The sequence below is a fragment of the Micromonospora sp. AMSO12t genome (assembly GCF_008806585.1).
Classification (GTDB): domain Bacteria; phylum Actinomycetota; class Actinomycetes; order Mycobacteriales; family Micromonosporaceae; genus Micromonospora; species Micromonospora reichwaldensis.
Genome location: NZ_WAAS01000010.1, coordinates 1 through 24,202, shown reverse-complemented (window position 1 = coordinate 24,202; position 24,202 = coordinate 1). Strand labels below are relative to the sequence as shown.

At 72.3% G+C, this 24,202-nt stretch carries 24 protein-coding genes; 12 read left to right on the top strand and 12 right to left on the bottom strand.

Annotated features, from left to right (window positions below; genetic code table 11):
* Positions 1 to 172: 172 nt before the first annotated feature.
* On the top strand, positions 173 to 727 hold the full coding sequence (locus F6X68_RS02795) for a hypothetical protein (protein ID WP_151452761.1): 555 nt from the start codon (positions 173 to 175) through the stop codon (positions 725 to 727).
* Here F6X68_RS02795 and F6X68_RS02790 read toward each other — a convergent pair.
* Entirely contained in the window at positions 712 to 1,188 is a 477-nt protein-coding gene (locus F6X68_RS02790) for a MarR family winged helix-turn-helix transcriptional regulator (RefSeq protein WP_151452760.1), read from the bottom strand. The genes F6X68_RS02795 and F6X68_RS02790 overlap by 16 nt on opposite strands.
* A 94-nt stretch (positions 1,189 to 1,282) precedes the next feature.
* On the opposite strand from F6X68_RS02790, the gene F6X68_RS02785 reads away from it, so the two are divergent.
* Positions 1,283 to 1,510 carry a hypothetical protein gene (locus F6X68_RS02785; protein WP_132235445.1) on the top strand — a complete coding sequence of 76 codons (228 nt, stop codon included), beginning with the start codon at positions 1,283 to 1,285 and terminating at the stop codon, positions 1,508 to 1,510.
* Positions 1,511 to 1,513: 3 nt separating this feature from the next.
* Here F6X68_RS02785 and F6X68_RS02780 read toward each other — a convergent pair whose 3' ends face one another.
* The 5 genes from F6X68_RS02780 to dnaA form a co-directional block, all read right to left on the bottom strand.
* On the bottom strand, positions 1,514 to 2,140 hold the full coding sequence (locus F6X68_RS02780; protein WP_151452759.1) for a DUF721 domain-containing protein: 627 nt from the start codon (positions 2,138 to 2,140) through the stop codon (positions 1,514 to 1,516).
* A complete protein-coding gene (gene recF, locus F6X68_RS02775; protein WP_151452758.1) occupies positions 2,130 to 3,263 on the bottom strand; it encodes a DNA replication/repair protein RecF in 1,134 nt (377 codons plus the stop codon). Before recF ends, F6X68_RS02780 begins: the two co-directional genes overlap by 11 nt.
* A 17-nt stretch (positions 3,264 to 3,280) precedes the next feature.
* Complete coding sequence (gene gnd, locus F6X68_RS02770) at positions 3,281 to 4,153, bottom strand: phosphogluconate dehydrogenase (NAD(+)-dependent, decarboxylating) (protein WP_132235451.1); 873 nt, start codon at positions 4,151 to 4,153, stop codon at positions 3,281 to 3,283.
* Positions 4,154 to 4,194: 41 nt separating this feature from the next.
* Positions 4,195 to 5,328, bottom strand: a complete 1,134-nt coding sequence (dnaN, locus tag F6X68_RS02765) for a DNA polymerase III subunit beta (protein ID WP_151452757.1) — start codon at positions 5,326 to 5,328, stop codon at positions 4,195 to 4,197.
* Between the two features lie 761 nt (positions 5,329 to 6,089).
* Positions 6,090 to 7,922: a chromosomal replication initiator protein DnaA gene (dnaA, locus tag F6X68_RS02760; RefSeq protein ID WP_151452756.1), complete on the bottom strand. Its 1,833-nt coding sequence runs from the start codon at positions 7,920 to 7,922 to the stop codon at positions 6,090 to 6,092.
* Positions 7,923 to 8,554: 632 nt separating this feature from the next.
* On the opposite strand from dnaA, the gene rpmH reads away from it, so the two are divergent.
* The 9 genes from rpmH to F6X68_RS02715 all read left to right on the top strand — a co-directional run bounded on the left by rpmH (position 8,555) and on the right by F6X68_RS02715 (position 17,138).
* Positions 8,555 to 8,692, top strand: a complete 138-nt coding sequence (rpmH, locus tag F6X68_RS02755; protein WP_088959667.1) for a 50S ribosomal protein L34 — start codon at positions 8,555 to 8,557, stop codon at positions 8,690 to 8,692.
* Positions 8,693 to 8,728: 36 nt separating this feature from the next.
* Positions 8,729 to 9,145, top strand: a complete 417-nt coding sequence (rnpA, locus tag F6X68_RS02750; protein WP_132235457.1) for a ribonuclease P protein component — start codon at positions 8,729 to 8,731, stop codon at positions 9,143 to 9,145.
* A 44-nt stretch (positions 9,146 to 9,189) separates the two neighbouring features.
* Complete coding sequence (yidD, locus tag F6X68_RS02745) at positions 9,190 to 9,429, top strand: membrane protein insertion efficiency factor YidD (RefSeq protein WP_207914193.1); 240 nt, start codon at positions 9,190 to 9,192, stop codon at positions 9,427 to 9,429.
* A gap of 3 nt (positions 9,430 to 9,432) precedes the next feature.
* Positions 9,433 to 10,419, top strand: a complete 987-nt coding sequence (yidC, locus tag F6X68_RS02740) for a membrane protein insertase YidC (RefSeq protein WP_151452754.1) — start codon at positions 9,433 to 9,435, stop codon at positions 10,417 to 10,419.
* Positions 10,420 to 10,632: 213 nt separating this feature from the next.
* On the top strand, positions 10,633 to 11,223 hold the full coding sequence (locus F6X68_RS02735; protein ID WP_151452753.1) for a R3H domain-containing nucleic acid-binding protein: 591 nt from the start codon (positions 10,633 to 10,635) through the stop codon (positions 11,221 to 11,223).
* Between the two features lie 91 nt (positions 11,224 to 11,314).
* On the top strand, positions 11,315 to 12,178 hold the full coding sequence (rsmG, locus tag F6X68_RS02730; protein ID WP_370518894.1) for a 16S rRNA (guanine(527)-N(7))-methyltransferase RsmG: 864 nt from the start codon (positions 11,315 to 11,317) through the stop codon (positions 12,176 to 12,178).
* Positions 12,179 to 12,455: 277 nt separating this feature from the next.
* On the top strand, positions 12,456 to 13,760 hold the full coding sequence (locus tag F6X68_RS33375) for a ParA family protein (protein WP_151452752.1): 1,305 nt from the start codon (positions 12,456 to 12,458) through the stop codon (positions 13,758 to 13,760).
* Positions 13,761 to 13,787: 27 nt separating this feature from the next.
* Complete coding sequence (locus F6X68_RS02720; protein ID WP_151452751.1) at positions 13,788 to 14,849, top strand: ParB/RepB/Spo0J family partition protein; 1,062 nt, start codon at positions 13,788 to 13,790, stop codon at positions 14,847 to 14,849.
* Between the two features lie 1,551 nt (positions 14,850 to 16,400).
* Complete coding sequence (locus tag F6X68_RS02715) at positions 16,401 to 17,138, top strand: hypothetical protein (RefSeq protein WP_225851936.1); 738 nt, start codon at positions 16,401 to 16,403, stop codon at positions 17,136 to 17,138.
* 185 nt (positions 17,139 to 17,323) lie between these two features.
* Here the strand turns inward: F6X68_RS02715 and F6X68_RS02710 are convergent, their stop codons facing one another.
* Positions 17,324 to 18,322 (bottom strand): D-alanine--D-alanine ligase, encoded by a 999-nt coding sequence (locus F6X68_RS02710; RefSeq protein ID WP_151452750.1) that lies wholly within the window; start codon positions 18,320 to 18,322, stop codon positions 17,324 to 17,326.
* A 7-nt stretch (positions 18,323 to 18,329) separates the two neighbouring features.
* Positions 18,330 to 19,643 carry a PLP-dependent aminotransferase family protein gene (locus tag F6X68_RS02705; protein ID WP_151452749.1) on the bottom strand — a complete coding sequence of 438 codons (1,314 nt, stop codon included), beginning with the start codon at positions 19,641 to 19,643 and terminating at the stop codon, positions 18,330 to 18,332.
* A 294-nt stretch (positions 19,644 to 19,937) separates the two neighbouring features.
* Here F6X68_RS02705 and F6X68_RS02700 point away from each other — a divergent pair, with 294 nt between their 5' ends.
* The gene (locus tag F6X68_RS02700; RefSeq protein ID WP_132235474.1) at positions 19,938 to 20,603 is read left to right on the top strand and encodes a GNAT family N-acetyltransferase; all 666 of its coding nucleotides are present in this window, start codon (positions 19,938 to 19,940) and stop codon (positions 20,601 to 20,603) included.
* Positions 20,604 to 20,661: 58 nt separating this feature from the next.
* On the opposite strand, the gene F6X68_RS02695 is transcribed toward F6X68_RS02700, so the two are convergent.
* The 4 genes from F6X68_RS02695 to F6X68_RS02680 all read right to left on the bottom strand — a co-directional run.
* Positions 20,662 to 21,825 (bottom strand): N-acetylmuramoyl-L-alanine amidase, encoded by a 1,164-nt coding sequence (locus F6X68_RS02695; protein WP_151452748.1) that lies wholly within the window; start codon positions 21,823 to 21,825, stop codon positions 20,662 to 20,664.
* 150 nt (positions 21,826 to 21,975) lie between these two features.
* The gene (gene trxA / locus F6X68_RS02690) at positions 21,976 to 22,299 is read right to left on the bottom strand and encodes a thioredoxin (protein ID WP_151452747.1); all 324 of its coding nucleotides are present in this window, start codon (positions 22,297 to 22,299) and stop codon (positions 21,976 to 21,978) included.
* Between the two features lie 32 nt (positions 22,300 to 22,331).
* A complete protein-coding gene (trxB, locus tag F6X68_RS02685) occupies positions 22,332 to 23,285 on the bottom strand; it encodes a thioredoxin-disulfide reductase (protein ID WP_151452746.1) in 954 nt (317 codons plus the stop codon).
* Between the two features lie 177 nt (positions 23,286 to 23,462).
* Positions 23,463 to 24,202, bottom strand: a 740-nt coding sequence (locus tag F6X68_RS02680) for a hypothetical protein (protein ID WP_225851935.1), incomplete at its 5' end; no start/stop codon positions are given.

Here is a 24,202-nt window from a genome sequence, read left to right as displayed (position 1 = left end):
CCCCCTACACGCCAGGGTGCGTTCGGGGGCGGCGCCGCCTGACGATCGGTGCGGGTCGGACGGCGGGAACGCCACCGCCGCCACGCCGTCGGCCCGGCCTTGATCTTTTCGGGCCGGAACCGGACGATCGAGCCGTTACGAACTATCCGTGCTCTCGAAGAGGTGACGCCCGATGGGGCTGGACAACGTCGCGGTGCAGTGGCCGCGGACCGGCCGCTTCTACGATCCGGTCGCGCCGGCCGAGTTCGTCGACTTCGGCGACATCGTCGACATGCCCCGCATCTCCGCGCCCACCGCGGCGCTCGCCGAGCTGATCGCCAAGACCGGCACCGTGCGGGCGACCGTGTACACCGAACTGGTCGACCTCCTGCTCGGCCTGGAGGGTGTGCTCTACGCCACTGACGCGGCGGCCGAGGACGAGGATCCGGTGATCGATCCCGACGGCTGTGCCTGGGTCGCCGGCGGCATCGAGCGGTTCGTGACCGGCCACCGCCCGCACGGCGAGGCCGTCACCTTCGACTCGGTGAGCCAGGTGCTGCGGTCGCTGCTCGCCGACGGGCGGTTGGCCGAGCAGCAGCTGCGCTGGCTCGACAGCCGCCTGGACGCGCTGCGCGACGAGAGCGGCGAGCCGCCGCAGTGGAACTTCACCTGCGCCGAGCTGGCCGTGCTGGCGGCCTTCTACCGGCGCTGCGCCGACCGCGGCTTCGCCGTCTACGCCGACGCCTGACCCCGCTCGGCGGCGGACCCGCGGTTGGCGGCGTCGATGACCCGGGTCAGCACGGCGTGCAGGTGGCGCAGGTCCTCGACCGGCATGCCGAGCCGTTCGACGATCGCGGGCGGGATCTGCTCGGCCCGCGCCCGCAGCGCCTGGCCGGCTGCGGTCAGCGTCACCGCGAGGCTCCGCTCGTCGGCGGGGTCGCGTTCACGCCGGACGTAGCCGGTCGCCTCCAGCCGCTTGAGCAGGGGCGACAGTGTGCCGGGGTCGAGCTGGAGCAGACGGCTGAGGTCGCGTACGGACAGCGGCGCGTGCTGCCAGAGGGCGAGCATCACCAGGTACTGCGGATGGGTGAGCCCCATCGGCTCCAGCAGGGGCCGGTAGACGGCGACGACGCCGCGTGCGGCGACGGAGAGCGCGAAGCACACCTGCTGTTCCAGCGCCAGGGGATCCCCGTCGGGCTGGTCGGTCACGGGCGGGCCTCCTCGTCGTCGTTGCGAGCGTACCAATGATTGGTGTACCAATGATTTGTACGCCAATCGTTCCCGTCGCACCGGAGGCCAGGCGATGACCGAGGAGAAGCCCACCCCGAAGGCCCCGGGCGAGGGCGGCCGCCTGATGGCCTGGGCGTTCCGGCGCCTCGCCGGCCCGCCGGAGGTCCAGGGCGCGGTGCAGGGCGGCTCGAACCACGCCCGGGAGGCGTGGAAGCGAGACCTGGAGCGGCGCAAGCAGTGGAGTCGCGAGCAGCGCGAGCGCAAGCGCGCCGAGCGGGAGGCCCGACGCGAGGGTCGCTGACCGTCAGCCGTAGGTGTCCCGCGGGCCGCGGCCACGGACCCGGCGCGGGCCCTTCGACCAGGAGGGCGCTGCCGGGCCGTGGATGTGCAGCTTGCGCACCACGTTGTGGCCGACCTCGCTGGCGATCTGCTTGAGCAGCGAGCCGGCCAGCAGCCGCAGCTGGGTGGCCCACGCGGTCGAGCGGGCCTCCACGGTCAGCTCGCCGTCCTCCAGCTTCACCGGCCGGCTGTGCTGGGCCACCTCCGGGCCCACCACCCGCTCCCAGGCGCCGAACACCGTCGCCTCGGCCGCCGGCTGCTGCCAGCCACGCGCCTTGACGAGCCGGTTGAGCACCGCGCCGAGCAGCTGCGGATCGCGCGGGTCCGGCCCGGGGCCGGAGTAGCCGCGCAGCCGCCGCTGGCCGCCCTCGCCGTCGCCCCCGCCGGAGGTACGCCGACGCGTACGGGCCGCCGACTCCCGGCGGGCGCGCGCCGCGTCCAGCACGGCCCGCGCCAGCTCTGGGCCGCTCGCCCCGGCCGGCGCGTCGCCGCCCGTCGCGCCGCCGCCCGTCGCGCTGCCGGAGTCGCCGCCGGTCGCTCCGCCGCCACGGCCCGGGCCGAGCCGGGCCGGCGGAAGCTGCTCATCCGGCACGTCGCACCGTCCCCTCGCCCACGGCGTACCGGGCGCCGCGCAGGGACACCGGCACGTCCTCGTCGACCGCGCAGGTCACCAGCAGCTGGCTCGCCCCGCCGACCAGCTCCGCCAGCCGCTCCCGCCGCCCGGCGTCCAGCTCGGCGAAGACGTCGTCGAGCACCAGCACCGGCTCGATGCCGTCGGAGCGGAGCAGGTCGTAGGCGGCGAGCCGCAACGCCAGGGCGTACGACCAGGACTCACCGTGGCTCGCGTACCCCTTGGCGGGCAGCGGGCCCAGGGTCAGCGCCAGTTCGTCGCGGTGCGGGCCGACCAGGGTGGTGCCCCGCTCGACCTCGGCGGAGCGGGACTCGACGAGCGCGGCGGTCAGCGCCGCCGCCAGGGTCTCCCGGTCGGTGGTGGGCTCCCCCAGTTCCACCGACGGCCGGTACGCGATCCCGGCGGCCCCCCGTCCCGCCGCGACAGCGTCGTACGCCTTCGTCACGTGCGGGCCCAGCGCGGCGACCAGTTCCAGCCGGCCGGCGAGCAGCTCGGCGCCGTGCCGGGCCAGGTGGGTGTCCCAGACCGCGAGGGTCGACAGGTCCCCGCCCCGCGACCCGCCCGTCTTGCGGGCCAGGTACGCGGTGCGCAGCAACGCGTTGCGCTGCTTGACCACCCGCTCGTAGTCGGCCCGCACCCCGGCGAACCGGGGCTGGCGGCTGACCAGCAGGTCGTCGAGGTAGCGGCGGCGCTCGGCCGGGTCGCCCCGGACGAGTTCCAGGTCCTCCGGGGCGAACAGCACGAGCCGGAGCGCGCCGAGGACGTCCCGCGCCCGGCGGGCCGGCGACCGCCCGAGCCGGGCCCGGTTGGCCTTGCCCGGAACGATCTCCAGCTCGACCAGCAGCTCGCGCCCCTCGTGCACGACCGCGCAGCGGATCACCGCCGAGGAGGCGCCCATCCGGACGAGGGGGGCGTCCGTGGCGACCCGGTGCGAATCCAGGGTCGCCACGTAGCCCAGCGCCTCGACCAGGTTCGTCTTGCCGACGCCGTTGGCGCCGATCAGGACGTTCGCCCCCGGCTCCAGGTCCACGCCGACCCGCTCGTACGAGCGGAAGTCGACCAGTTCGAGCCGGCGGACGTACACAGGCGCGGGGATTCCGGTCAGCGCTTGCGGACGGCGTGACCGCCGAACTGCTGGCGCAGCGCGGCGACGGCCTTCATGGCGGGCGAGTCGTCCTGGCGGGAGGCGAAGCGGGCGAAGAGCGAGGCGGTGATCACGTTCAGCGGCACGGCCAGCCGGACCGCCTCGTCGACCGTCCAGCGGCCCTCGCCCGTGTCCTCCGTGTAGCCGCTCAGCTCGGCCAGCTCCGGGTCCTCGTCGAGGGCCCGGTCCAGCAGGTCGAGCAGCCAGGAGCGGACCACGGTGCCCTCGCGCCAGGACTTGAACACCCCCGGCACGTTGGTGACCAGCTCGGACTTGGCCAGCAGCTCGTAGCCCTCGGCGTAGGCGTGCATCAGGCCGTACTCGATGCCGTTGTGCACCATCTTGGCGTAGTGCCCGGCGCCGACCGGCCCGGCGTGCACGAAGCCGAACTCGCCCTCCGGCTTCAGCGACTCGAAGATCGGCATGAGCCGGTCGACGTGCTCCTGGGCGCCGCCGACCATCAGCGCGTAGCCGTTCTGCCGGCCCCAGACGCCACCGGAGACGCCGGCGTCGAGGTAGCCGATGCCGCGCTCGTTCAGCCGCTCGGCGCGGGGCGCGTCGTCGCTGAAGCGGGAGTTGCCACCGTCGATGATGATGTCGCCCTCGCCGAGAACGTCGGCGAGTTCGTCGATGGTCGCGTCGGTGACACCGGCGGGAACCATGACCCAGATCGCGCGGGGCGACTCCAGCTTCTCAGCCAGCTCCGCCAGGGTCGCGACATCGCTCAGCTCCGCGTTGTGGTCGAAGCCGACCACCTCGTGCCCGGCGGCGCGCAACCGCTCGCGCATGTTGCCGCCCATCCGGCCGAGCCCTACCAGGCCGAGCTGCATGTGTTCCTACCTCCGTGCGTCGGGGTCTTCTCGGGGTGCGATCAGCGGGAGACGCGGATCGGCATGATGAGGTACCGGTACCCGGGGATGACCTCGCCATCCTCGCCGGCGGGCGAAATCACCGCGGGCTTGAAGGCGTCGACGAACGAGAGCACGGCGAACTGGGCCCCCAGGTTGGTCAGGCCGTCGATCAGGTACTGGGGGTTGAAGCCGATGGTCAGCGGGTCACCGGTGAAGGTGGCCTCCATGGCCTCGCTGGCCCGCGCCTCCTCGGTGCCGCCGGCCTCGACCACCAGGCCGTCGGTGCTGAAGCTGAGCAGCACCGGGGTGGTCCGCTCGGCCACCAGGGCGACGCGCTTGACGACCTCGATCAGGGTGCTGACGGGCACCCGAGCCTCGGCGTTGTGGCTGGCCGGGAAGAGCGAGCGCACGGGCGGGTAGTTCGCGCCGTCGAGCAGCCGGCTGGTGGTGCGCCGGGTGCCGCCCGCGAAGCCGATCATGCCTTCGCCGGCCGCGCCCTGGGAGAGCGCCATGACGACCTGGCCGCCGATCGGGCCGAGGGCCTTGGCGGTGTCGTGCAGGGTCCGGGCCGGCACGAGGGCGTTGACGCTCACCTCGGCGTCGTCCGGGTTCCACTCCATCTCGCGCAGGGCCAGCCGGTAGCGGTCGGTGGCGAGCATGGCCAGCGTGCCGCCGGAGAGCTCGATGCGTACGCCGGTCATCATCGGCAGCGTCTCGTCGCGCCCGGCGGCGATGGCCACCTGCGCGACCGCGGCGGCGAAGGCGGCGGCGTCGACGGTGCCGGTGCTCTCCGGCATCTCCGGCAGGGACGGGTAGTCCTCGACCGGCATGGTGGGCAGGGTGAACCGGGCGCTGCCGCAGACCAGCTCGAGGTGCGCGCCGACGGCGGCGATGTCCACCGGCTTGGCGGGCAGTGCCTTCGTGATCTCGGCCAGCAGCCGGCCGGAGACCAGGGCGGCGCCGTCGGCGTCCCCCTGCACCTCGACGGTCACCTGGCTGGAGACCTCGTAGTCGAAGCCCGAAACCTGCAGGTTGCCGTCGGTGACGCGCAGCATCACGCCGGCGAGCACCGGTACGGACGGCCGGTTGGGCAGGCTCTTCGCGGTCCAGGCCACGGCCTCGGCGAGCGCGTCGCGCTCCACTCGGAACTTCATCAATGCCTCCGCGTCGACGTCAGCGACAACTCTCTCATGCCGACCGCTGCCTACCGACCCGCCTGTCCGTGCGGGTACCCATCGCACCTTAGGGCGCATGGGCATCGGCTGTGCGCCCGACCCCGTGGACTCCTGGTGCCGGGAGGCCGTCCACGACGGCGTTCCGGCCAATCCACAGGAAGTCCAACGGTGATGATTGGTTTTTGTTCTCTTAGAAGAGATAACTCGTCATCTTCATCGCACCTGTGCAAACTGTGGAGAACCCGCGTTTGCCCAGCTCAGACACGTTATCCACCGGTGGTTTACCTGTGGAGAACCCGGGGTAAAACTCGCGTCCCGGTCCACAGGCGGCCGGCGACCCCGAGTTGTCCACCGTCGTCCACCGGTTATCCACCGGTTATCCACCGACTTTCTCCCCAGACCTGTGGACAGGCGGAAGCCGCACCGACGGCGTCATCCCCAGAACCTTCAACAGGTTTCCCACAGGTAGATCGTCGTCGGTGGACAACCAACCGGTTGTCCCCAGGCGTCCACAGGCTCGTCCCCAGGGTTTGTCCACAACCTGTGGGTAACTGAGAGTGGACGGACCGTAGTTTCCCACAGGCTGTGGACAACGAGATGTGGACAACGATCCGGGCGGTGGACGGTCACGGCTCAGATGCTGTGGCCTAGACCATGTCGAGGGTCAAGCCGGGACCGGCTGTGGAGGACGAAAAAGCGCCCGACCGATGGTCCGGTCGGGCGCGTCCGTTAGCCGTCGCTCAGGTGTTCTGCTTGATCCGGTTGGTCAGCTCGGCGATCTGGTTGTAGAGCGACCGGCGCTCGGCCATCTGCTGGCGGATCTTGCGGTCGGCGTGCATGACCGTGGTGTGGTCCCGGCCGCCGAAGGCCTGCCCGATGCGGGGCAGCGACAGGTCGGTCAGCTCCCGGCACAGGTACATGGCCACCTGGCGGGCGTTCACCAGCACCCGGGAGCGGGAGTGGCCGCGCAGGTCCTCCAGGCTGACCCCGAAGTAGTCGGCGGTGGAGACCATGATCTGGTCGGCGGTGATCTCCGGCCCGGCGCCGTCCGGGATGAAGTCCCGCAGCACCTCCTCGGCCAGCGCCAGCTCGACCGTCGAGCGGGTCAGGCTGGCGAACGCGGTCACCCGGATCAGCGCGCCCTCCAGCTCCCGGATCGAGTTCGACACCCGCGAGGCGATGAACTCCAGCACGTCCGGTGGGGCGTAGAGGCGCTCCTGCGCCGCCTTCTTCTGCAGGATCGCGATCCGGGTCTCCAGGTCCGGCGGCTGGATGTCGGCGAGCAGTCCCCACTCGAAGCGGGTACGCAGCCGGTCCTCCAGGGTCGCGAGCTGCTTCGGCGACCGGTCCGAGGTGATCACGATCTGCTTGTTGGCGTTGTGCAGGGTGTTGAACGTGTGGAAGAACTCCTCCTGCGTACGCTCGCGGTTCTCCAGGAACTGGATGTCGTCGATCAGCAGGATGTCGACGTCGCGGTAGCGCCGCTGGAACGCACTGGTCTTGTCGTCCCGGAGCGAGTTGATGAAGTCGTTGGTGAACTCCTCGGTCGAGACGTACCGGACCGAGCGCGCGTTGCCCAGCGTCGTGGCGTAGTGCCCGATGGCGTGCAGCAGGTGCGTCTTGCCCAGCCCCGAGCTGCCGTAGATGAACAGCGGGTTGTACGCCTTCGCCGGCGACTCGGCGACCGCGACGCTCGCCGCGTGGGCGAAGCGGTTGGACGAGCCGATGACGAACGTCTCGAACATGTACTTCGGGTTGAGCCGGTTGCCCCCGCCGTCGGCGCCGGGCATGCGGCGGTCGTCCCGGCCACCGGGCCGGTGATCCGCGCCACTCCGTCCGGGCCCGTTGTCCGTGCCGGTGTCGCGGGGCAGGGCCCGGATCACGTGCTGGTCCCGGGGGGAGACGGCGTCCTCGCGGTAGCGCGGCTCGTACCCCCGGGTGTCGGCGGTCGGCCGGTCCAGCCGGGCGGCCTGCTCGTCGTAGCCCCGGCGCTCGGACGGGTGCCGGGGCGGCCCCGACCGGTCGGGGCGCGGCGGCTCGGCGAAGGCGGTGCTGAACAGGGCCTCCTGCCCGTCCCGGTCGTCCGGCCGGTGCCCGTCGTCGCCCGGCGACGACGTGTCGGGCCGGCGCCGGGGGTGCGCCTGTTCGGGGATGAGCGGCGACTGCCCGGCGTCGTGGTCCCCGCCGTCGCGCTGCCCGGGCAACCCGTCGTAGCCGGCGTCGGCGTAGCCGGGCGGCCCGCCGTCGTGGTCGGCCGGCCCCGGCTCGGGAACACTGCGGTAGACGGTCCCCGCCGGGCGGCCGGAACCGTCGTCGGGCACGCGTACGGTCACCGCGACCTGGATCGGCCGGCCCAGTCGGCGGGTGAGCGCCTCCGTGATCGCCGGGCGCAGGCGGGACTCGATCACGTCCCGGGTGAAGGCGTCCGGGACGGAGAGCAGCGCCGTGTCCTCGACGATGGCCCGCAGCCGGGTCAGCCGCAGGTACGCCCGCTGCTGCGCGGAGATGATCTCGTCGGCGAGCTCGTCGGTCGTTGCTGTCCACACCGCGGCAAGGTCGGTCGTACCGGTCACCGTCGTGCCACCCCCTCGCCTCTGCTCCGCCGACGCCGCCGTCTTCTCCGGTCGGCCGTCCCGGGCCCGCCGCGTACGCGCGGGTGGAACGACACCCACCGGACGGCCGACCGGTCCTCGTCCACAAGTTATCCACAGCCTGTGTACGCACCGATTGTGGCCGCCCGCCGGACGCGGGTCGGACCTGCCCCCTGCCTGAACGGGCGCTGAAGCGGGTTCACCGTGCCGAACGATTCACTACCTTGTCCGGTCTTGCCCGCCGGCGACGACCGGACCTTTCGACGCTGACCGCAATCGGGCACGGTAACAGCGTTGTCGGCGCGCCATCAACCGCCGACGCGCGGCGACCCTCGTCGACATCAGCGAAAACCGCCGCTCCGGTCGCCGGAAGGGCCCGGTGTCCGCCCTGCTGAGGGTGTTTGACGGTCGTTGCCGCCCTGCGTAGGCTGGAACGGCTGCTCTCTCGCCCTCTGCTAGGGTGTTAGGTGCTTGCTGTCCGCGGTCGCTTCCCCGCATCGCCGAGGTCCCGCGCCGCCGGGCAGCACCGATCGGGGCCACCGCCGAGGTGGCCTGGACCACCACACGATCCCGGCGACCCCTCGCCCGGGGCGTACGAAAACGGAGAGCCTGACGTGAGCAAGCGCACCTACCAGCCGAACAACCGCCGGCGCGCGAAGACCCACGGCTTCCGGCTGCGCATGCGCACCCGTGCCGGCCGCGCCATCCTTTCGACCCGTCGCTCCAAGGGCCGCACCCGCCTGTCGGCCTGAGGCCGACCGGGTCAGGTCCGGGGGACGTGGGCAGTCGTGCTGGCGGCCGCACAGCGACTGCGGCGCAGCACTGACTTCGCCGCAGCGGTCCGGGGTGGTCGACGCGCCGGCCGTGGCGCGGTCGTCGTCCACCTGAGTCTGCCGACAACCCCCGACGCCGCGACAGCAACCTCGCCGGAGCCGGCGCGGAGCAGCGGTGCGGAGCAACCCTCCGCACCGGCCCGCGCCGGCTTCGTCGTGTCCAAGGCCGTCGGGAACGCCGTGGTCCGCAACCGGGTCCGGCGTCGCCTGCGGCACCTGGTCCGCGAGCGGCTGGCGGCTCTGCCCGCGGGAAGCACCCTGGTCGTACGCGCGCAGCCCGCTGCGGCCGACGCCTCGTACCCGCGACTCGGCGCCGACCTGGACGCGGCGATCGTCGCCGCGAAGGCGCCCCGCGGGCGGCGGTCCCGGTGACCAGCGGACCGGCCGAGCCCCGGCCGACGACGATCGGTGCCCGGGTGCTGAGCGGGCCCGTCATCGCGTACCGTCGGTGGATAAGTCCGGCTCTGCCGGCCCGCTGTCGGTTCTACCCGTCGTGCAGTGCCTACGCCCTGGAGGCGGTGGCGGTGCACGGCGCGATCCGGGGAGCTGGCCTGACGGCCCGGCGGCTGTTGCGCTGCCACCCCTTTCACCCAGGTGGACACGACCCGGTGCCGAAGCCGGGCGGCCGCCGCCGCGCCGATGTGACTGGAGCCTGAGAATTGAGTCTCGACTGGATCTACTACGCGATTTCGTGGATCCTGCTGGTCTGGCACGGGGCCTGGGACTTCGTCGGGGTGCCGGATCCGGCGGTGATCGGCACCAACTGGGCCTGGATCCTCGCCATCATCTTCCTGGTGGTCACCGTCCGGGTGATCCTCTTCCCCGTCTTCGTCAAGCAGATCAAGTCGCAGCGGGCGATGCAGGCGCTCCAGCCACAGGTGAAGGCCCTGCAGGAGAAGCACAAGGGTGACCGGGAGACGCTCCAGAAAGAGATGATGGAGCTCTACCGGAAGGAAAAGGCCAACCCGCTCATGGGCTGCCTTCCGATGTTCCTCCAGATTCCCGTCTTCCTGGGCCTCTTCCACGTGCTCCGTCGGCTCAACCCGGACAAGAGCGAGGCCGGTAAGACCCTCTACGGCTGGACGATCAGCCAGTTCGAGAGCGCCTCGTCCGCGAAGCTCTTCACCGCCCCGATCGCCGGCAAGTTCGGCTCCACCGCCGAGGAGCTGACGCGGCTCGGCGCCAACGGCACCACCGTGAAGATCATCGCCGGGATCCTCGTCCTGGTGATGATGGGCACCACCTACCTCACCAGCCGCCAGATGATCCTGAAGACCGGCTGGGCCGAGGACCCGCAGCAGCGGATGATCCAGAAGCTGATGCTCTACGGCATCCCGCTGTCGCTACTCATCTCCGGTGCCATCTTCCCCATCGGTGTGATCATCTACTGGGTCACCAACAACCTCTTCACCCTCGCGCAGCAGCAGTGGGTGCTGCGGAAGTTCCCGCCGCCGCCCACCGCCACCAGCAAGCCGGGCACCTCGTCCCGCAACCCGGTGCAGCCGGCGAAGACGGGCGGCCTGCTGGGCCGCACCAAGTCGGCCCCCCCGGCCCCGGCCAAGCCGGTCGCGCCGAAGGTCGCCGGCCCCAAGCCGGGCGCCAAGCCGGTCAACCCGAAGAAGGGCCCCGCCAAACGGCAGGGCTGAGAACGTCCGGGCCGCCGTCGGGAGACCGGCGGCGGCCCGTTCCGCACCGCGCAGCCGCCGTACGGCCGGCGCCGGGCGGAACCGCCGCGCGCGGCGCGGCCACGGGCGAGACTGCCCTACGACAGACGTGCCCGTGGGCACCGGCGACCTCCCGCCGGCCCCGGGAAACCAGCGGACCCGACGGTCCGGCCGAGCGAGTACGGAGATGAGACCGTGACCGACACCAGCACCCCCCGCGCCGACGAGTCCCTGGACGAGGAGGGGACCGAGCCGACCGCGGTGAACGGCGAGACCGAGGAGACCGACGAGGAGTCGGGCACCCGGGAGAAGAAGGCCGTCGGCGAGAGCGAGCTGTTCCGGCAGAGCGAGATCGCGGCCGACTACGTCGAGGGCCTGCTCGACATCCTCGACTACGACGGCGACATCGACGAGTTGGTCTCGGCCGGTCGTCCCGTCGTCGAGGTGGTCGGCGGCCGGCTGCAGAACCTCGTCGGCCAGCGCGGCGCCACCCTGGAGGCGCTCCAGGAGCTCGCCCGGCTGGCCGTCTTCCGGCAGACTGGCACCCCGAGCCGGCTGCTGCTCGACGTCGGCGGCTACCGGGCGACCCGCCGCAAGGAACTCGCCGCCGTCGCCAAGAACGCCGTGGAGAAGGTCAAGGAGCACGGCGAGCCCGTGCGCCTGGAGCCGATGTCCGCGTTCGAGCGCAAGTGCGTGCACGACGTGGTCAACGCGATGAGCGGCGTGGAGAGCGAGTCCGAGGGCGTCGAGCCGAACCGGCGCATCATCGTCCGGCCGGCGGACTGACCGGGTGACCCACGACGACACCACGGCCGGTGCCGTGGACGGCCCGGGTGGCACGCCGCCCGGGCCGTCGCCTGTCCGGCCCGAGCCGACCGTGACTTCCGACGCCGCGCCGTCGATCGACGCCCCTGAGGGCGCCCCGTCCTCGACCGTCGCCCCTGAGAACGCCCCGTCACCGACTGACACCTCCGAGGACGCCCTGTCCTCGGCCGTGACGGCGGAGGACGCTTCTCCGGCCGTGGCGGTGCTGCCGCCGGAGTTGGCCGCTGCGGCGCGCACCCTCTTCGGCGACCGCCTCGACCTGGCCGCCGCGTACGCCGAACTGCTCGCCACCGACGGCGTGGTCCGCGGCCTGATCGGCCCGCGCGAGGCGCCCCGGATCTGGGATCGCCACCTGCTCAACTGCGCGGCGGTCGCCGAGCGCATCCCGGAGGGCGCGACGGTGCTCGACGTCGGCTCCGGGGCCGGGCTGCCCGGCCTGGTGCTGGCCATCGCGCGACCCGACCTGACGGTGACCCTGATCGAACCGCTCTCCCGGCGCACCTCCTTCCTCATCGAGGCGGTGCAGCACCTCGGGTTGGCGAAGATGGTCCGGGTGTTCCGGGGGCGCGCCGACGAGGCGGCGACCGGGTCGACCGGCATCGGTCCGCTGAGCGGGGACGTGGTCACCGCGCGCGCCGTCGCACCGCTCGACCGGCTCTCGACGTGGTGCCTGCCGCTGGCCGTGCGCGGCGGTCGGCTGATCGCGCTCAAGGGGGCGTCCGCCGCGGAGGAGATCGCCGAGCACGCGCAGACCGTGGCCCGACTCGGTGGCGGTGAGCCCGAGGTGCACCGCTGCGGCGAGGGAGTGATCGACCCGCCGACGACGGTGGTGGAGATCGTGCGGGAGCGGATGATCGGACCGGCCCGGCCGAAGGCCGCGAAGAGCGCTCGCGGCGGCCGCTCCCGGCGGCGGTGAGTCCCTCTCGGACACCCACGCGGGATGTCCGCCTACCGGCTTCCCGGCCGGCGGTTGCGTCGTTGAACCGGTACGGGTGGACGGAAGGATGAGAACCCGACGTGGACCGGTCGCGCCCGTGAGCCGTAGGCTGGCTGCGCGTCGATAGTGTGGAGCGGGCGGCAACGGACGTTCACCGGTCCCGCCGCTCCCGCCGGGCCGTACGCTCCGCGGTGCGATCGCGTACGGCCAGTTGACGGGGTGCGGACCGACCATCCGAAGCGGGCAGGGATGACAGGTGCATGACGACGGAAGGTACGACGATCCACGCGTGACGGGGCCAGCGGGCGACCCCGTTTCACGTGAAACCGACTACCCGAGCTGGTCGCCCGACGGGCCGACGAACCCGCCGCAGGACGGGGACGCGGCCGTTCGGTCGGGCGGCGCCGAGCCGGACGTGCCGGAGCCTCCGGCGATCCGCGCCACGGCCGACGTGCCGCGGGCCGGCAATTCGGCCGGCGGCCGGGTGATTGCCGTCCGGCGCAACCCGTCGGCCTCGGCGCGGTTCGAGTCCGCCGTGCCGCAGCAGCCCACCCCGGACTCCGTGCCGGACGCGACTCCCGAACCCGTTCCCGTCACCGACCCGTTCGCGCCCCCGGCCGGCTCCCCCGGAGCCACCGTCGCCGAGGCCGCGTACGTTTCACGTGAAACCCCGACGCGCGAAGAGGATGACCCACCGTTGGCTATGGAGGCGATGCGCGCCGTGCAGATCCTTAATCCGAGTGGCGAGGTGACGATGCCTCGCCCGGAACGGACCCGGGTCATGTGCGTCGCGAACCAGAAGGGCGGCGTGGGAAAGACCACGACCACGGTCAACCTTGCGGTGGCGCTAGCCCTGCACGGCAACCGGGTGCTGGTGGTCGACCTGGACCCGCAAGGGAACGCCTCCACCGGGCTGAACGTCCCGCACCACACCGGTGTGCCGGACGTCTACGACTGCCTCATCAACAGCGTGCCGCTGGAGGAGGTCGCCCAGGGCGTCGAGGGGATCCCCAACCTCTGGTGCGTACCGGCGACGATCGACCTCGCCGGCGCGGAGATCGAGCTGGTGTCGGTGGTGGCCCGCGAGTCCCGGCTGGCCCGGGCGATCGCCGCCTACCCCGGCCACTTCGACTACGTCTTCATCGACTGCCCGCCCTCGCTCGGCCTGCTTACGGTCAACGCGCTCGTGGCCGCGCAGGAGGTGCTAATCCCGATCCAGTGCGAGTACTACGCGCTGGAGGGGCTGAACCAGCTGATCAACAACATCAACCTGGTGCGCCAGCACCTGAACCCGAAGCTTGACGTCTCCACCATCCTGCTCACCATGTACGACCGGCGCACCCGGCTGGCCGACGCCGTCGAGCAGGACGTGCGGAACCACTTCGGCGACAAGGTGCTCCAGGCGGTCATCCCCCGCAACGTCCGCGTCTCGGAGGCACCCAGCTACGGCCAGTCGGTGATGACCTACGATCCGGGATCGCGGGGGGCGACGAGCTACTTCGAAGCTGCCCAGGAGATCGCCGAGCGTGGCGTCAAGGAGCCGGTGGGCCGGAATGCGTAGTGCGGAACAGTCGCTGGGAGGCGTGGCATGAAGAACCGTCCTCGGGGCGGTCTGGGGCGGGGCCTGGGGGCGCTCATCCCGACCGGGCCGGCGCCGACCGCCGTAGTTGAGCCGATCACCGCAGAGGAGTCGCCAGCTCCCGTGGAGGCGGCTGCTGACACTGCCGCGGCTGCGCCGGCGGGACCGGTGCCCACCGGCCCGGTGCCGGCCGTGGCGATCCCACCGGTGGTGGCACAGCCCGAGCCGCAGGCCGAGCTCAGCCCGGTGCCGGGTGCCCGGTTCGCCGAGATCCCGGTCGACGCCATCGTGCCGAACCCGAAGCAGCCGCGTCAGGTCTTCGACGAGGACGCCCTGGAGGAGCTGAAGACCTCCATCCAGGAGGTCGGCTTCCTCCAGCCGATCGTCGTACGACAGCTCGACGACGAGAAGTACGAGCTGGTCATGGGTGAGCGGCGCTGGCGTGCCGCGCAGGCCGTCGGGCGGGAGAACATCCCGGCCATCGTCCGGGACACCCACGACGACGCCATGCTCCGGGACGCGTTGCTGGAGAACATCCACCGGGCGAATCTGAACCCGCTGGAGGAGGCGGCCGCGTACCAGCAACTGCTGGACGAGTTCGGCGCCACCCACGAGGAACTCGCCCGGCGCATCGGGCGGAGCCGGCCGCAGATTTCGAACACCATCCGGCTGCTCAATCTGCCCGCGCAGGTCCAGACCCGGGTCGCCGCAGGGATCCTCTCCGCCGGGCACGCCCGTGCGCTTCTGAGCCTCGACGAGGCCGAGGCGCAGGAGCAGCTGGCGCGCCGGATCGTCGCCGAGGGGATCTCGGTCCGCGCGACCGAGGAGATCGTCGCGCTGGCCCTGAGCGACGGTACGAGCAAGAAGGAGACGGCCAAGCGTCGTCCGAAGCCGCATGCTCCCGCACTGACGGATCTCGCCGACCGCCTCTCCGACCGGTTCGACACCCGCGTGAAGGTGGACATCGGCCGGAGCAAGGGCAAGATCACCATCGAGTTCGCAACGGTCGACGACCTGGAGCGGATCGTGGACCTCATCGGCGTCGGTCAGGAAGAGGAGCCGGAGGCCTGACACCCCGGTCGGCGGTCCTGCGGGACAACGCCGCCGCGTTGCGCGACGGGGCTCGGCGTCACGATCGGGCCCAGCGTCGTTGCGAATGGCACCACTGCCGGCCGCGTGATCCCGGATCACGCGGCCGTTGCATGTGCTGCGGGTTGCGCATCCTCGATCAGCGCGTTCAGGAGATCCGGGCGGTGGCGGCGTTTCACGTGAAACCCGGGATCGGGTCAGGGCGATTCTTGAGCCGCCTCGACCGTTTCACGTGAAACCGCCGGGCCTGCGATCTGCGAAGCGGTGGGTCGGCAACGGCGAGGGCGGGACCCTGAGCCCGGAGGAGCCTGACCGGATCCAGAACCTGCCGCGCCCCTCGGTGAGCCGGTGGCGGAAACGCCGCCGAGGAAACCACAGCCGAGTCACCGACGATCCTCAGTGCCTGCGCCAGCGCCCTCAGCGCGCGTTGAGGGCGCTGGCGCTGGTATCGGTACCCGCAGGGCTGGGCCCGCTCGACAGGGCCGCTCAGCGCCGCGAGAGGGCGGGGGGAGTCGACCCTCCCGTCGCTACCAGGCCCGGCATCGGCACCTCCTCGCTGACGCGGGGAGGTGCCCGCTCAGTGCCCTGCCCGGCCGGCCGGGTTGTCCTGGCCGTTCCGTTGCGTGGCTGACTCCTTGTCTCAGCGGTTCCAGGCTTCTCGGTCTCCCGGCCTCTTCACCCTCCCCGCCCGGCAGCCCGGACGCGTCCTGCGTCGAGTGTCAGCCGGCATCCAGGTGGCCACGGCCGCTGCGGACACGCGTAAGTCGATGCTGCCGCCGTCCACCGCGTTCGGATGGTCGCTCGGCGGTTGCTGCCTGACCGATCAGGACTGGCCCGTCCCTACCTCCGTCCGTTCACCCCTCCGCTCCCAGACCCCCTCCGGACAGGCTGCACACGATGCACCCTCCCGCCGCACCGAACCGGCGTGGATGACAGCCGGTCATGACGCTCGTCGAACTATGCGGCCACGCCGATGAGTGCCTTCCGCCGCCACACGCCGGCCCGCGCCTCCGATCGCCTGCCGCCCTGCGCGGGGCGCGGTCCCCGGGCGGCGCGGCACTGGCCGGGGTTCGGTGCATGTCGCGCTGCGGAAGCGGTGGACGGCCCAGGTCGTTCGCGCGGCGACGACCTGGGACAGCAGGGCCAAGATCCTGAAGGCAACGGTGAGTCCGAACCACGGCGATGCCGACCACGGCGTCCAACGGCGGCGGGAGCGATGACGGAACCCACCCGACGTGCCTCCGTTTCACGTGGAACCGACGACTCCACCCCGGCGGTGGATCCGTGCTCGCGCGCCCGAAAGTTATCCACAGCGGTTATCCACAGGCAGCCTCGTTTCACGTGAAACCCCGCGTGAAATGGGGTGACAGCCTGTGGATGACGGCCTGTGTCCGGCGTCTCATCAACCTGTGGGCGCCTGTGGATACCTGTGGACAGAGCCACTCTCGGTCCTCCCGTCATGGCTGAACTGGGGCCGTCCGGCCGATCGTTCGGGTAGGGACAGCGGTGCCGAGACCGGTTAGTGTCAGCGTCGTGCACGACACCCCTCCCTCCGTTCCGGACTTCACCCAGTGGCCGTCCTTTCCCTTCGAGGGCGACCTTCGTGTCAAGCAACTCGATGACCCGGTCCCGGTCGAGCCGCCGCGCAAGGGCGAGGGGAACCGGGACTGCACCGCCTGCAACGCCCCCGACGACGCCTACATCTGGGTGGGTGAGCGATGGCGGGTACGCGCCATGGACCGCCCTACCGGGCTGCCGATGGTGCTGATCCTGGAATCCCGCTCGCATCTCGACCTCGGCGACCTGCCGAATCTGCTCGCCGCCGAACTGGGCGTGATGACCGTACGGCTGGAGCGGGCCATCCGGTCCCTCGACGGGGTCGCCCGGGTGCACGTCAACCGCTGGGGCGACGGCTCGGCGCACCTGCACATGTGGTTCCTCGCCCGGCCCTACGGTCAGCTCCAGCTGCGGGGGACCTTCCTCTCCCTGTGGGACTCGATCCTGCCGCCCATCTCCGAGGCGCGGTGGCGGGAGAACCTGGCCATGGTTGCCGCCTGGCTGGCGGAGTTCGGGGGCCGACCGCTGGCGGAGCCACCGCGCATCCAGTGGCAGGCGCCTTCCAGCTTCACCGGGCAGCCCCCGGCGGAAGACGCTCCGACGGAGGGCGAGGCGGTGTCCGTGATCGAGTCCGCCGAGGAGACCCCGCCGGCGCAGGAGTCGGAGGGCGAGGCGTCCCCCACGGACGCCGGACGGTCGGGCAGCCAGCCGTAGAACCGGGGCGGCCACCCGAGGAAGTACCTACGGGTGGCCGCGCAGCGGACAGCCCGGCCAGCGCGGCGAGCCAGGTGGTCACCGCCAGTCCGGCAAGCGAGGCGGCGGACCGGACGGGGCGACGGCCGGCGGCGGCACCCCAGCGCCGAACCCCCGCCCGGAAGGTGGGCCGGTGGACCGGTCGGTCAGGGGTGGCGGGCTGCGGCGCGGGCCACCAGGGTGCCGACCATCCTGCCGAAGTCCAGTCCGGCGGCCTGGACCGCGAGCGGCAGCAGCGAGGTCTCGGTCATCCCCGGCGAGACGTTGACCTCCAGCACGTGCGGCTGGCCGGCTGAGTCCACGATCAGGTCGACGCGGCTCAGGTCGCGCAGCCCGAGCGCGGTGTGCGCGGCCAGCGCGACGTCGGCCACCGCACCGGCCACCGCCGGCTCCAGCCGGGCGGGGGTGTGCCAGGTCGTCCGGCCGGCGGTGTAGCGGGCGGCGTAGTCGTACACCCCGTTGCGGGGCACGATCTCCACCGCGGGCAGGGCGCGCGGCCCGTCGCCCAGGTCGACCACCGAGACCGCCACGTCCATGCCGGGCACGTACCGCTCGACCAGCGCCGTGGGGTCGTACGCGAAGCAGCCGACCATCGCGGCCGGCAGGGACGCGGCGTCCCGGACCACCGCGGCGCCCAGCCCCGAACCGCCCTGGGCGGGCTTCACCATGAGCGGCAGCCCCAGCCGCTCGACGATCCGGTCCAGCACCGCCACGGCGCCCAGCTCGGAGAACCGGTCGTGCGGGAGGGCGACCCAGTCCGGGGTCGGGATGCCCGCCTCGCGGAGCACCGCCTTGGCCGAGGGCTTGTCCCAGGCGAGCCGTGACGTGCGGGCGTCGCACCCCACGTACGGGACGCCGCAGAGGTCGAGCACGCCACGCAGCGATCCGTCCTCGCCGGTGGCGCCGTGCAGGGCGATCACGACGGCGTCCGGCGGATCGGCGCTCAGGGCCGGCAGCAGCGCCACGTCGGCGTCCCGCAGCTCGGCGTCCATCCCGACCGCGCGGAGCGCGTCGAGCACCCGGCGACCGGACCGCAGCGAGACGTCACGTTCGTAGGAGAGCCCGCCGGCGAGCACCAGCACCCGCAGGTCGGCGGTGACGGCGGAGTCGGTCACGACGGAACGGTCGGCAGCGGTGGGAACCATGCCGGAATCATGCCAAGTCGGGTCCCGGCGTGTCCGCGCCGGCCTGCCCGCGCCGCGCTCCGGGGCGGCCGACCGTGCCGAAGACCCGCCGCATGGCAATGTCCTGCTCCATCACGCCGGCCAACCGGCGCACGCCCTCGCGGATCCGCTCCGGGGACGGGAACGAGAAGTTGAGCCGCATGTTGCCGGTGCCGGTGCCGTCGGCGTAGAAGCCGGTGCCCGGGACGTACGCCACCCGGGCGGCGATGGCCCGCGGCATCATCGCCTTGGAGTCGAGGCCGTCGGGCAGGGTCGCCCAGACGAAGAGGCCGCCGGCCGGCGTCGTCCACGTCGTGCCGGCGGGCATCAGGTCGTCCAGCGCGGCGAGCATCGCGTCGCGCCGCTCCCGGTAGACCTCGCGGTAGACCTTGAGCTGCTCCCGCCAGGGCATGGTGCCGAGGTAGGTGGAGACGGCGGCCTGCGCGTAGCCGCTCGGGCAGAGGATCTGCGCCTCGCTGGCGATGACCAGCTTGTCGCGGACGGCGTGCGGCGCGAGGATCCAGCCGACCCGCAGGCCCGGGGCGAAGGTCTTGGAGAAGGTGCTGAGGTAGAAGACCCCGTCGCGGCGCCGCGCGCGCAGCGGCGCCGGCGCGTCGCCCTCGAAACCCAGCTGACCGTACGGGTCGTCCTCGACCACCAGCAGGCCGGCGCGCTCGCAGATGTCGAGCACCCGCTCCCGCCGCTGCTCGGTCAGCGTCACGCCGGTCGGGTTCTGGTAGGTCGGGATGGTGTAGAGGAACTTGACCCGCCGGCCGGCGCGCGCCTGCTCGGCGATGGCCGCCTCCAGCGCCTCCGGGATCAGCCCGTCGTCGTCCATCGGCACGTGCACGACCTGCGCCTGGGCGGCCTGGAACACCCCGAGCGCGCCGACGTAGGTCGGGCCCTCGGCGAGCACCACGTCTCCGGGGTCGAGGAAGAGTCGGGCCACCAGGTCGAGGGCCTGCTGCCCGCCCACGGTGACCACCACGTCGTCCGGGGAGGCGCCGCAGGCGGCGTCGATGCCGGAGAGCGCCATCACCTCGCAGATCCGCTCGCGCAGCTCCAGGGTGCCCTGGCCGATGCCGTACTGGAGGGTGGTGGCGCCGTGTTCGGCGCCGAGCCGGCCGAGCATCTCGCCGACCGCGTCGAGCGGCAGCGCCGCGATGTAGGGGGCGCCACCGGCGAGCGAGACCACCTCCGGCCGACTGGCCACCGCGAAGAGCGCACGGATCTCCGAGGCGGTCATGCCCCGTACGCGGCGGGCGTACCGGTCGGTGTAGTCGTCGAGCGTCGTGCCGGTCATGACATCACCTCGATGGCTGCTCGGGTGGCTCCCGCCCCGGCGTACCCGGGACACCTGCGACCATGGCGACGCGGGACGCCGAGTGTCGATCCTAGTCGCCGTCTGCCAGGGGCGTAACCGCGAAGTGACCGGCGTCCACATCGCGGACCCCGGCCGGCGCCCCGGAAGGAGAGGCATTCGCGAGTCCCCTCCCGCAGCGTCCGTTTGCGGCGTACGATCGCTCGTCGGGGGCAGGTAGGCGGTGTTGTCGTTCCGTGCCGGTCTCACCTCCGAGCCTAATGTGGGGATACACCAATGTCGCGACGTCTGGTCAGCTTGACCCTCGACACCCTGGAGGACCTGCCCCGCCCGTGCCGGCAGTGCGTCTACTGGGAGCTTGATCCGGTCTCGGCGGACCGGGCCTGTGCCGCGGGCGACCCGGGGCTGGAGAAGGAGGCCTGGGTCTCGCAGACGCTCCTGGAGTGGGGCTCCTGCGGCAAGCTCGTCTACGTCGACGGCATGCCGGCCGGCTTCGTCCTGTACGCCCCGCCGGCCTACGTGCCCCGCTCGATGGCCTTCCCCACCTCCCCGGTCTCCGCCGACGCCGCGCTGCTGATGACGGCCAACGTGGTGCCCGCCTTCGCCGGCGGCGGGCTGGGCCGGATGCTGGTCCAGGGCGTCGCCCGGGACCTCACCAAGCGCGGCATCAAGGCGATCGAGGCCTTCGGCGACGCCAAGTTCGGCGACGCGGCCGACCCCGCCGGCGCCTGCGTCGCCCCGGCCGACTTCTTCCTCTCCGTGGGCTTCAAGACGGTCCGCCCGCATCCGCGCTTCCCCCGCCTGCGACTGGAGTTGCGTACCGCGTTGAGCTGGAAGTCCGACGTCGAGTACGCGCTGGAGAAGCTGCTCGGCTCGATGAGCCCCGAGACGCTGCTCCGCCCGGTCCGTCCGGCCCCGGCCACCCGCTCGACGGCCGGCTGATCCCGCGCCGGCGCGTCCGGCCCCGGCGGCGGAGCCCGGTCGGGAGTCGGCAGGCGGCTCAGTCGACGACCGTGCCGGCGGCCACCACCGCCCGCAGTGCGCTCACGTCGATCGAGCCGGTGGGGACGTCGCGCTCGACGGGGAAGTACATGCGCTGCACGGCGGCGACGACGGCCTCCACCACCCTGTCCCGGAACCGGGGGTCGACCAGTCGGGCCCGGTCGGTGGGCGAGGTGAGGTAGCCGACCTCGACGCGTACGGCCGGCATCCGGGTCAGCCGGAGCAGGTCCCACGCCTTCGCGTGCGTACGGCAGTCGCGCAGCCCGGTGCGGGCGACGATCTCCCGCTGCACCAGCCCGGCCAGCCGCTCCCCGGTCGCCGAGGTCACCCCGTTGTCGGTGCCGTAGTGGTAGGTCGCCACCCCCTCGGCCTCCGGGTTGACGTGCTCGTCTACGTGCAGCGAGATGAACACGTCGGCGCCGAGCGAGTTGGCCAGCTCCGCCCGGTCGACGTCGGGCAGGCAGTCCTCCTGGGCCGGCCCACGGGTGAGCTGCACCCGGACGCCCGCGGCGGCGAGCCTGCCCTCCAACCGGCTGGCCAGGTCGTACACGAGATCCGCCTCGGTCCACCGCAGCGATCCGTCCGGCACCACCACGCCCGGGTCGGTGCCCCCGTGCCCGGGGTCGATGACGACGGTCCGGCCCACCAGCGCCGGGCCGGACTGCCGGATGGCGTCGGACTCGCGCAGCCACTGCGGCCGCCCGCCGACGACCTTGCGGCCGAGTCGGCGCAGCGCGTTCATGGTGTGCGGACCGCACGAGCCGTCGGGCGTCAGCCCGACCTCGCGCTGGAACTGGGCGACCGCCCGGGAGGTCCGTACGCCGTAGATGGCGTCCGCGCGCCCGACGTCGTACCCCATCTCCAGCAGCCGCTCCTGGAGCGAGCGGACGTCCTCACCGGTGAGCGGCTCCGGAACCGCGTGGTAGAGCGTGCGGGCGCCCAGCCGCCAGCGGGCGGCGTCCAGGGCCCGCCAGGTCTCCGCACCGACCCGGCCGTCCACGCTGAGCCCACGCGACTGCTGGAAGGCCCGCACGGCCCGTTCGGTGTGCGTGTCGAACTCGTCCGCGCCCGGTGCCGTCGGGACGAGCAGGTCGAGGCCGGTCAGCACCGTACGGATCTCGGTCACCGCGGGTCCACGGTCACCGGGTCGGATCGGACGCACGCACGACCCCCTCTGCACGGACGGTTGCTGGCCGGGCGGCCCCCGCTTGAGGCTATGCGTTCCGGGGGCTCCGGGTGCCCCACGTCGGGAAAAACGCGTCGACCCCGTGCCCGGCGGACCGGGTACGGGGTCGATGCGCGTCGGCGCTGCTCAGAGCGCCGATTCGATGAGCCTGACGAGCTCGCCCTTCGGCTTGGCGCCGGCGATCGACTGCACCGGCTCGCCGTTCTTGAAGACGGTGAGGGTGGGGACCGACATCACCCGGTAGGTGCGGGCGGTCTCCGGGTTCTCGTCGATGTTGAGCTTGACGATGGTGACCTGGTCGCCCATCTCGCCGGCGATCTCCTCCAGCAGCGGCGACACCTTGCGGCACGGGCCGCACCACTCGGCCCAGAAGTCCACCAGAACCGGCTTGTCGGACTTCAGTACGTCGGCGGCGAAACTCGCGTCGGTGACCGACTTCGTTGCTCCCACTATGACCCTCCTCCGGGATGTGTTTCGGTTGTTCAGCCCTGCAGCGTGGCGATGAAGCGCTCGGCGTCCAGCGCGGCGGCGCAGCCGGTGCCGGCGGCGGTGATCGCCTGCCGGTACGTGTGGTCCACCAGGTCGCCGGCGGCGAAGACACCGGGCACGCTGGTCCGGGTGCTGGGCGCCTGGACCTTCACGTAGCCCTCGTCGTCGAGCTCCACCTGCCCCCGGAAGAGCTCGCTGCGCGGGTCGTGACCGATGGCCACGAAGACGCCGGTGACGTCGAGGACCTTGGACTCGCCGGTGTGCGTGTTGCGTACCCGCACCCCGGAGACCTTGCCGTCGTCGCCGAGGATCTCCTCGACCGTGGTGTTCCACTCGACCTTGATCTTGTCGTTGCTCAGTGCCCGCTCGGCCATGATCTTGCTGGCCCGGAAGGAGTCCCGGCGGTGGATGATGGTGACCGAGTCGGCGAACCGGGTGAGGAAGCTGGCCTCCTCCATCGCCGAGTCACCGCCGCCCACGACCACGATGTGCTGGTTGCGGAAGAAGAAGCCGTCACAGGTCGCGCAGGACGAGACGCCGTGGCCCAGGTACTCCTGCTCGCCGGGCACGCCGAGCGGACGCCACGCGGAGCCGGTGGAGAGGATGACCGCCCTGGCCCGGTAGGCGGTCTGGCCCACCCAGACGGTGCTGACGGCGTCGGAGCCCACGCTGCCGGTGTCCTTCAGCTCGACCCGCGTCACGTCGTCGGTGAGGAACTCCGCGCCGAACCGCTCGGCCTGCTTGCGCATGTTGTCCATCAGCTCGGGGCCGAGGATGCCGTCGGCGAAACCGGGGAAGTTCTCCACCTCGGTGGTGGTCATCAGCGCACCGCCGGACTGCACGCCCTCGATGATGAGCGGCTTGAGGTTGGCGCGCGCCGCGTAGACCGCCGCCGTGTAACCGGCTGGCCCGGAGCCGATGATGATCAGGTTGCGGACCTCGTCCACTGCCGTCTCCCGATTGTGTTGTTCGCCATCGGCGCGCACCGATGCCGATCCGATGCCGACGCCGCTCGGTGCCGGCACTTCGATGTGCAGAACGTCATCGTACGAACCGGGGATTCCCGAGCCGGTCATCCGGTGGGTCAGGTCACGTGGACGGCCAAACGGCCGGTGACCGCGAATTCACCCTACCCGCGTGCGGTAGCGGCTGTCCGAGCCGGACCCGGGCACACCGCATTCCGGCCCGCTCGCCCAGGCCCAGTGCGCTCCCGTGGCGTCGGTGAAGCGCACGATCAGCGCCGGACGCCCCTGGAACCGGGCGTAGTCGACCACGTCGACCACCAGCGGACCGTTGCCGTGCTCGGCCTTGATCTCAGCGATGCAGGCGCCCAGCGCGGCGGGGTCGGCGAGCCGGTCGAGCCCGGTGACGGAGCCGGGCAGCCGCCCGCCCTCCGCCTGGACGCCGGGCTGCTCCCCGGGCGGGCCGCCGGTGAACGGCCGTGCCTTCGGCGACGACGGAAGGGCGGCCAGGGACTCCTGCGTGTAGTCCGTTCCGCTGCGCACCGACGGCTCGCCGGCGATCCGGAAGGGCGTGGCGGCGGGGGCGGCGTCCTCACGGCTCGTCGTCGCGGGCAACGCCGTGTCCGCGGCGCCGCCCATCTGCTGGTCCCTGGTGAGCTGGTCGACGCCGAGCCCGACCGCCGCGATCGACACGGCGGCCAGCGCGACCGGCCCGGCCAGCCGGGACCAGCGGCGCCGTCGTCGCCCGGGCCCGGTGGCCCCGCTGCGGCCCGGCTCCGACCGGGGTACGCCGGCAGGACGTCTCCCGGACCCGCCGAGCGGCTGTGCCGGCACCGCCCCGATGCCTGTTCTGACCGTTGGTTGACCCTCCGCCGGCCGTTCCTCGGCGGACGTCGCGTCGT

Coding starts and splice junctions, on each gene's coding strand:
- F6X68_RS02710 (WP_151452750.1), bottom strand. CDS start 18,322: ATGGTTCCCACCGCTGCCGACCGTTCCGTCGTGACCGACTCCGCCGTC.
- F6X68_RS02795 (WP_151452761.1), top strand. CDS start 173: ATGGGGCTGGACAACGTCGCGGTGCAGTGGCCGCGGACCGGCCGCTTC.
- dnaN (WP_151452757.1), bottom strand. CDS start 5,328: ATGAAGTTCCGAGTGGAGCGCGACGCGCTCGCCGAGGCCGTGGCCTGG.
- F6X68_RS02720 (WP_151452751.1), top strand. CDS start 13,788: ATGAAGAACCGTCCTCGGGGCGGTCTGGGGCGGGGCCTGGGGGCGCTC.
- gnd (WP_132235451.1), bottom strand. CDS start 4,153: ATGCAGCTCGGCCTGGTAGGGCTCGGCCGGATGGGCGGCAACATGCGC.
- F6X68_RS02785 (WP_132235445.1), top strand. CDS start 1,283: ATGACCGAGGAGAAGCCCACCCCGAAGGCCCCGGGCGAGGGCGGCCGC.
- F6X68_RS02705 (WP_151452749.1), bottom strand. CDS start 19,643: ATGACCGGCACGACGCTCGACGACTACACCGACCGGTACGCCCGCCGC.
- F6X68_RS02700 (WP_132235474.1), top strand. CDS start 19,938: ATGTCGCGACGTCTGGTCAGCTTGACCCTCGACACCCTGGAGGACCTG.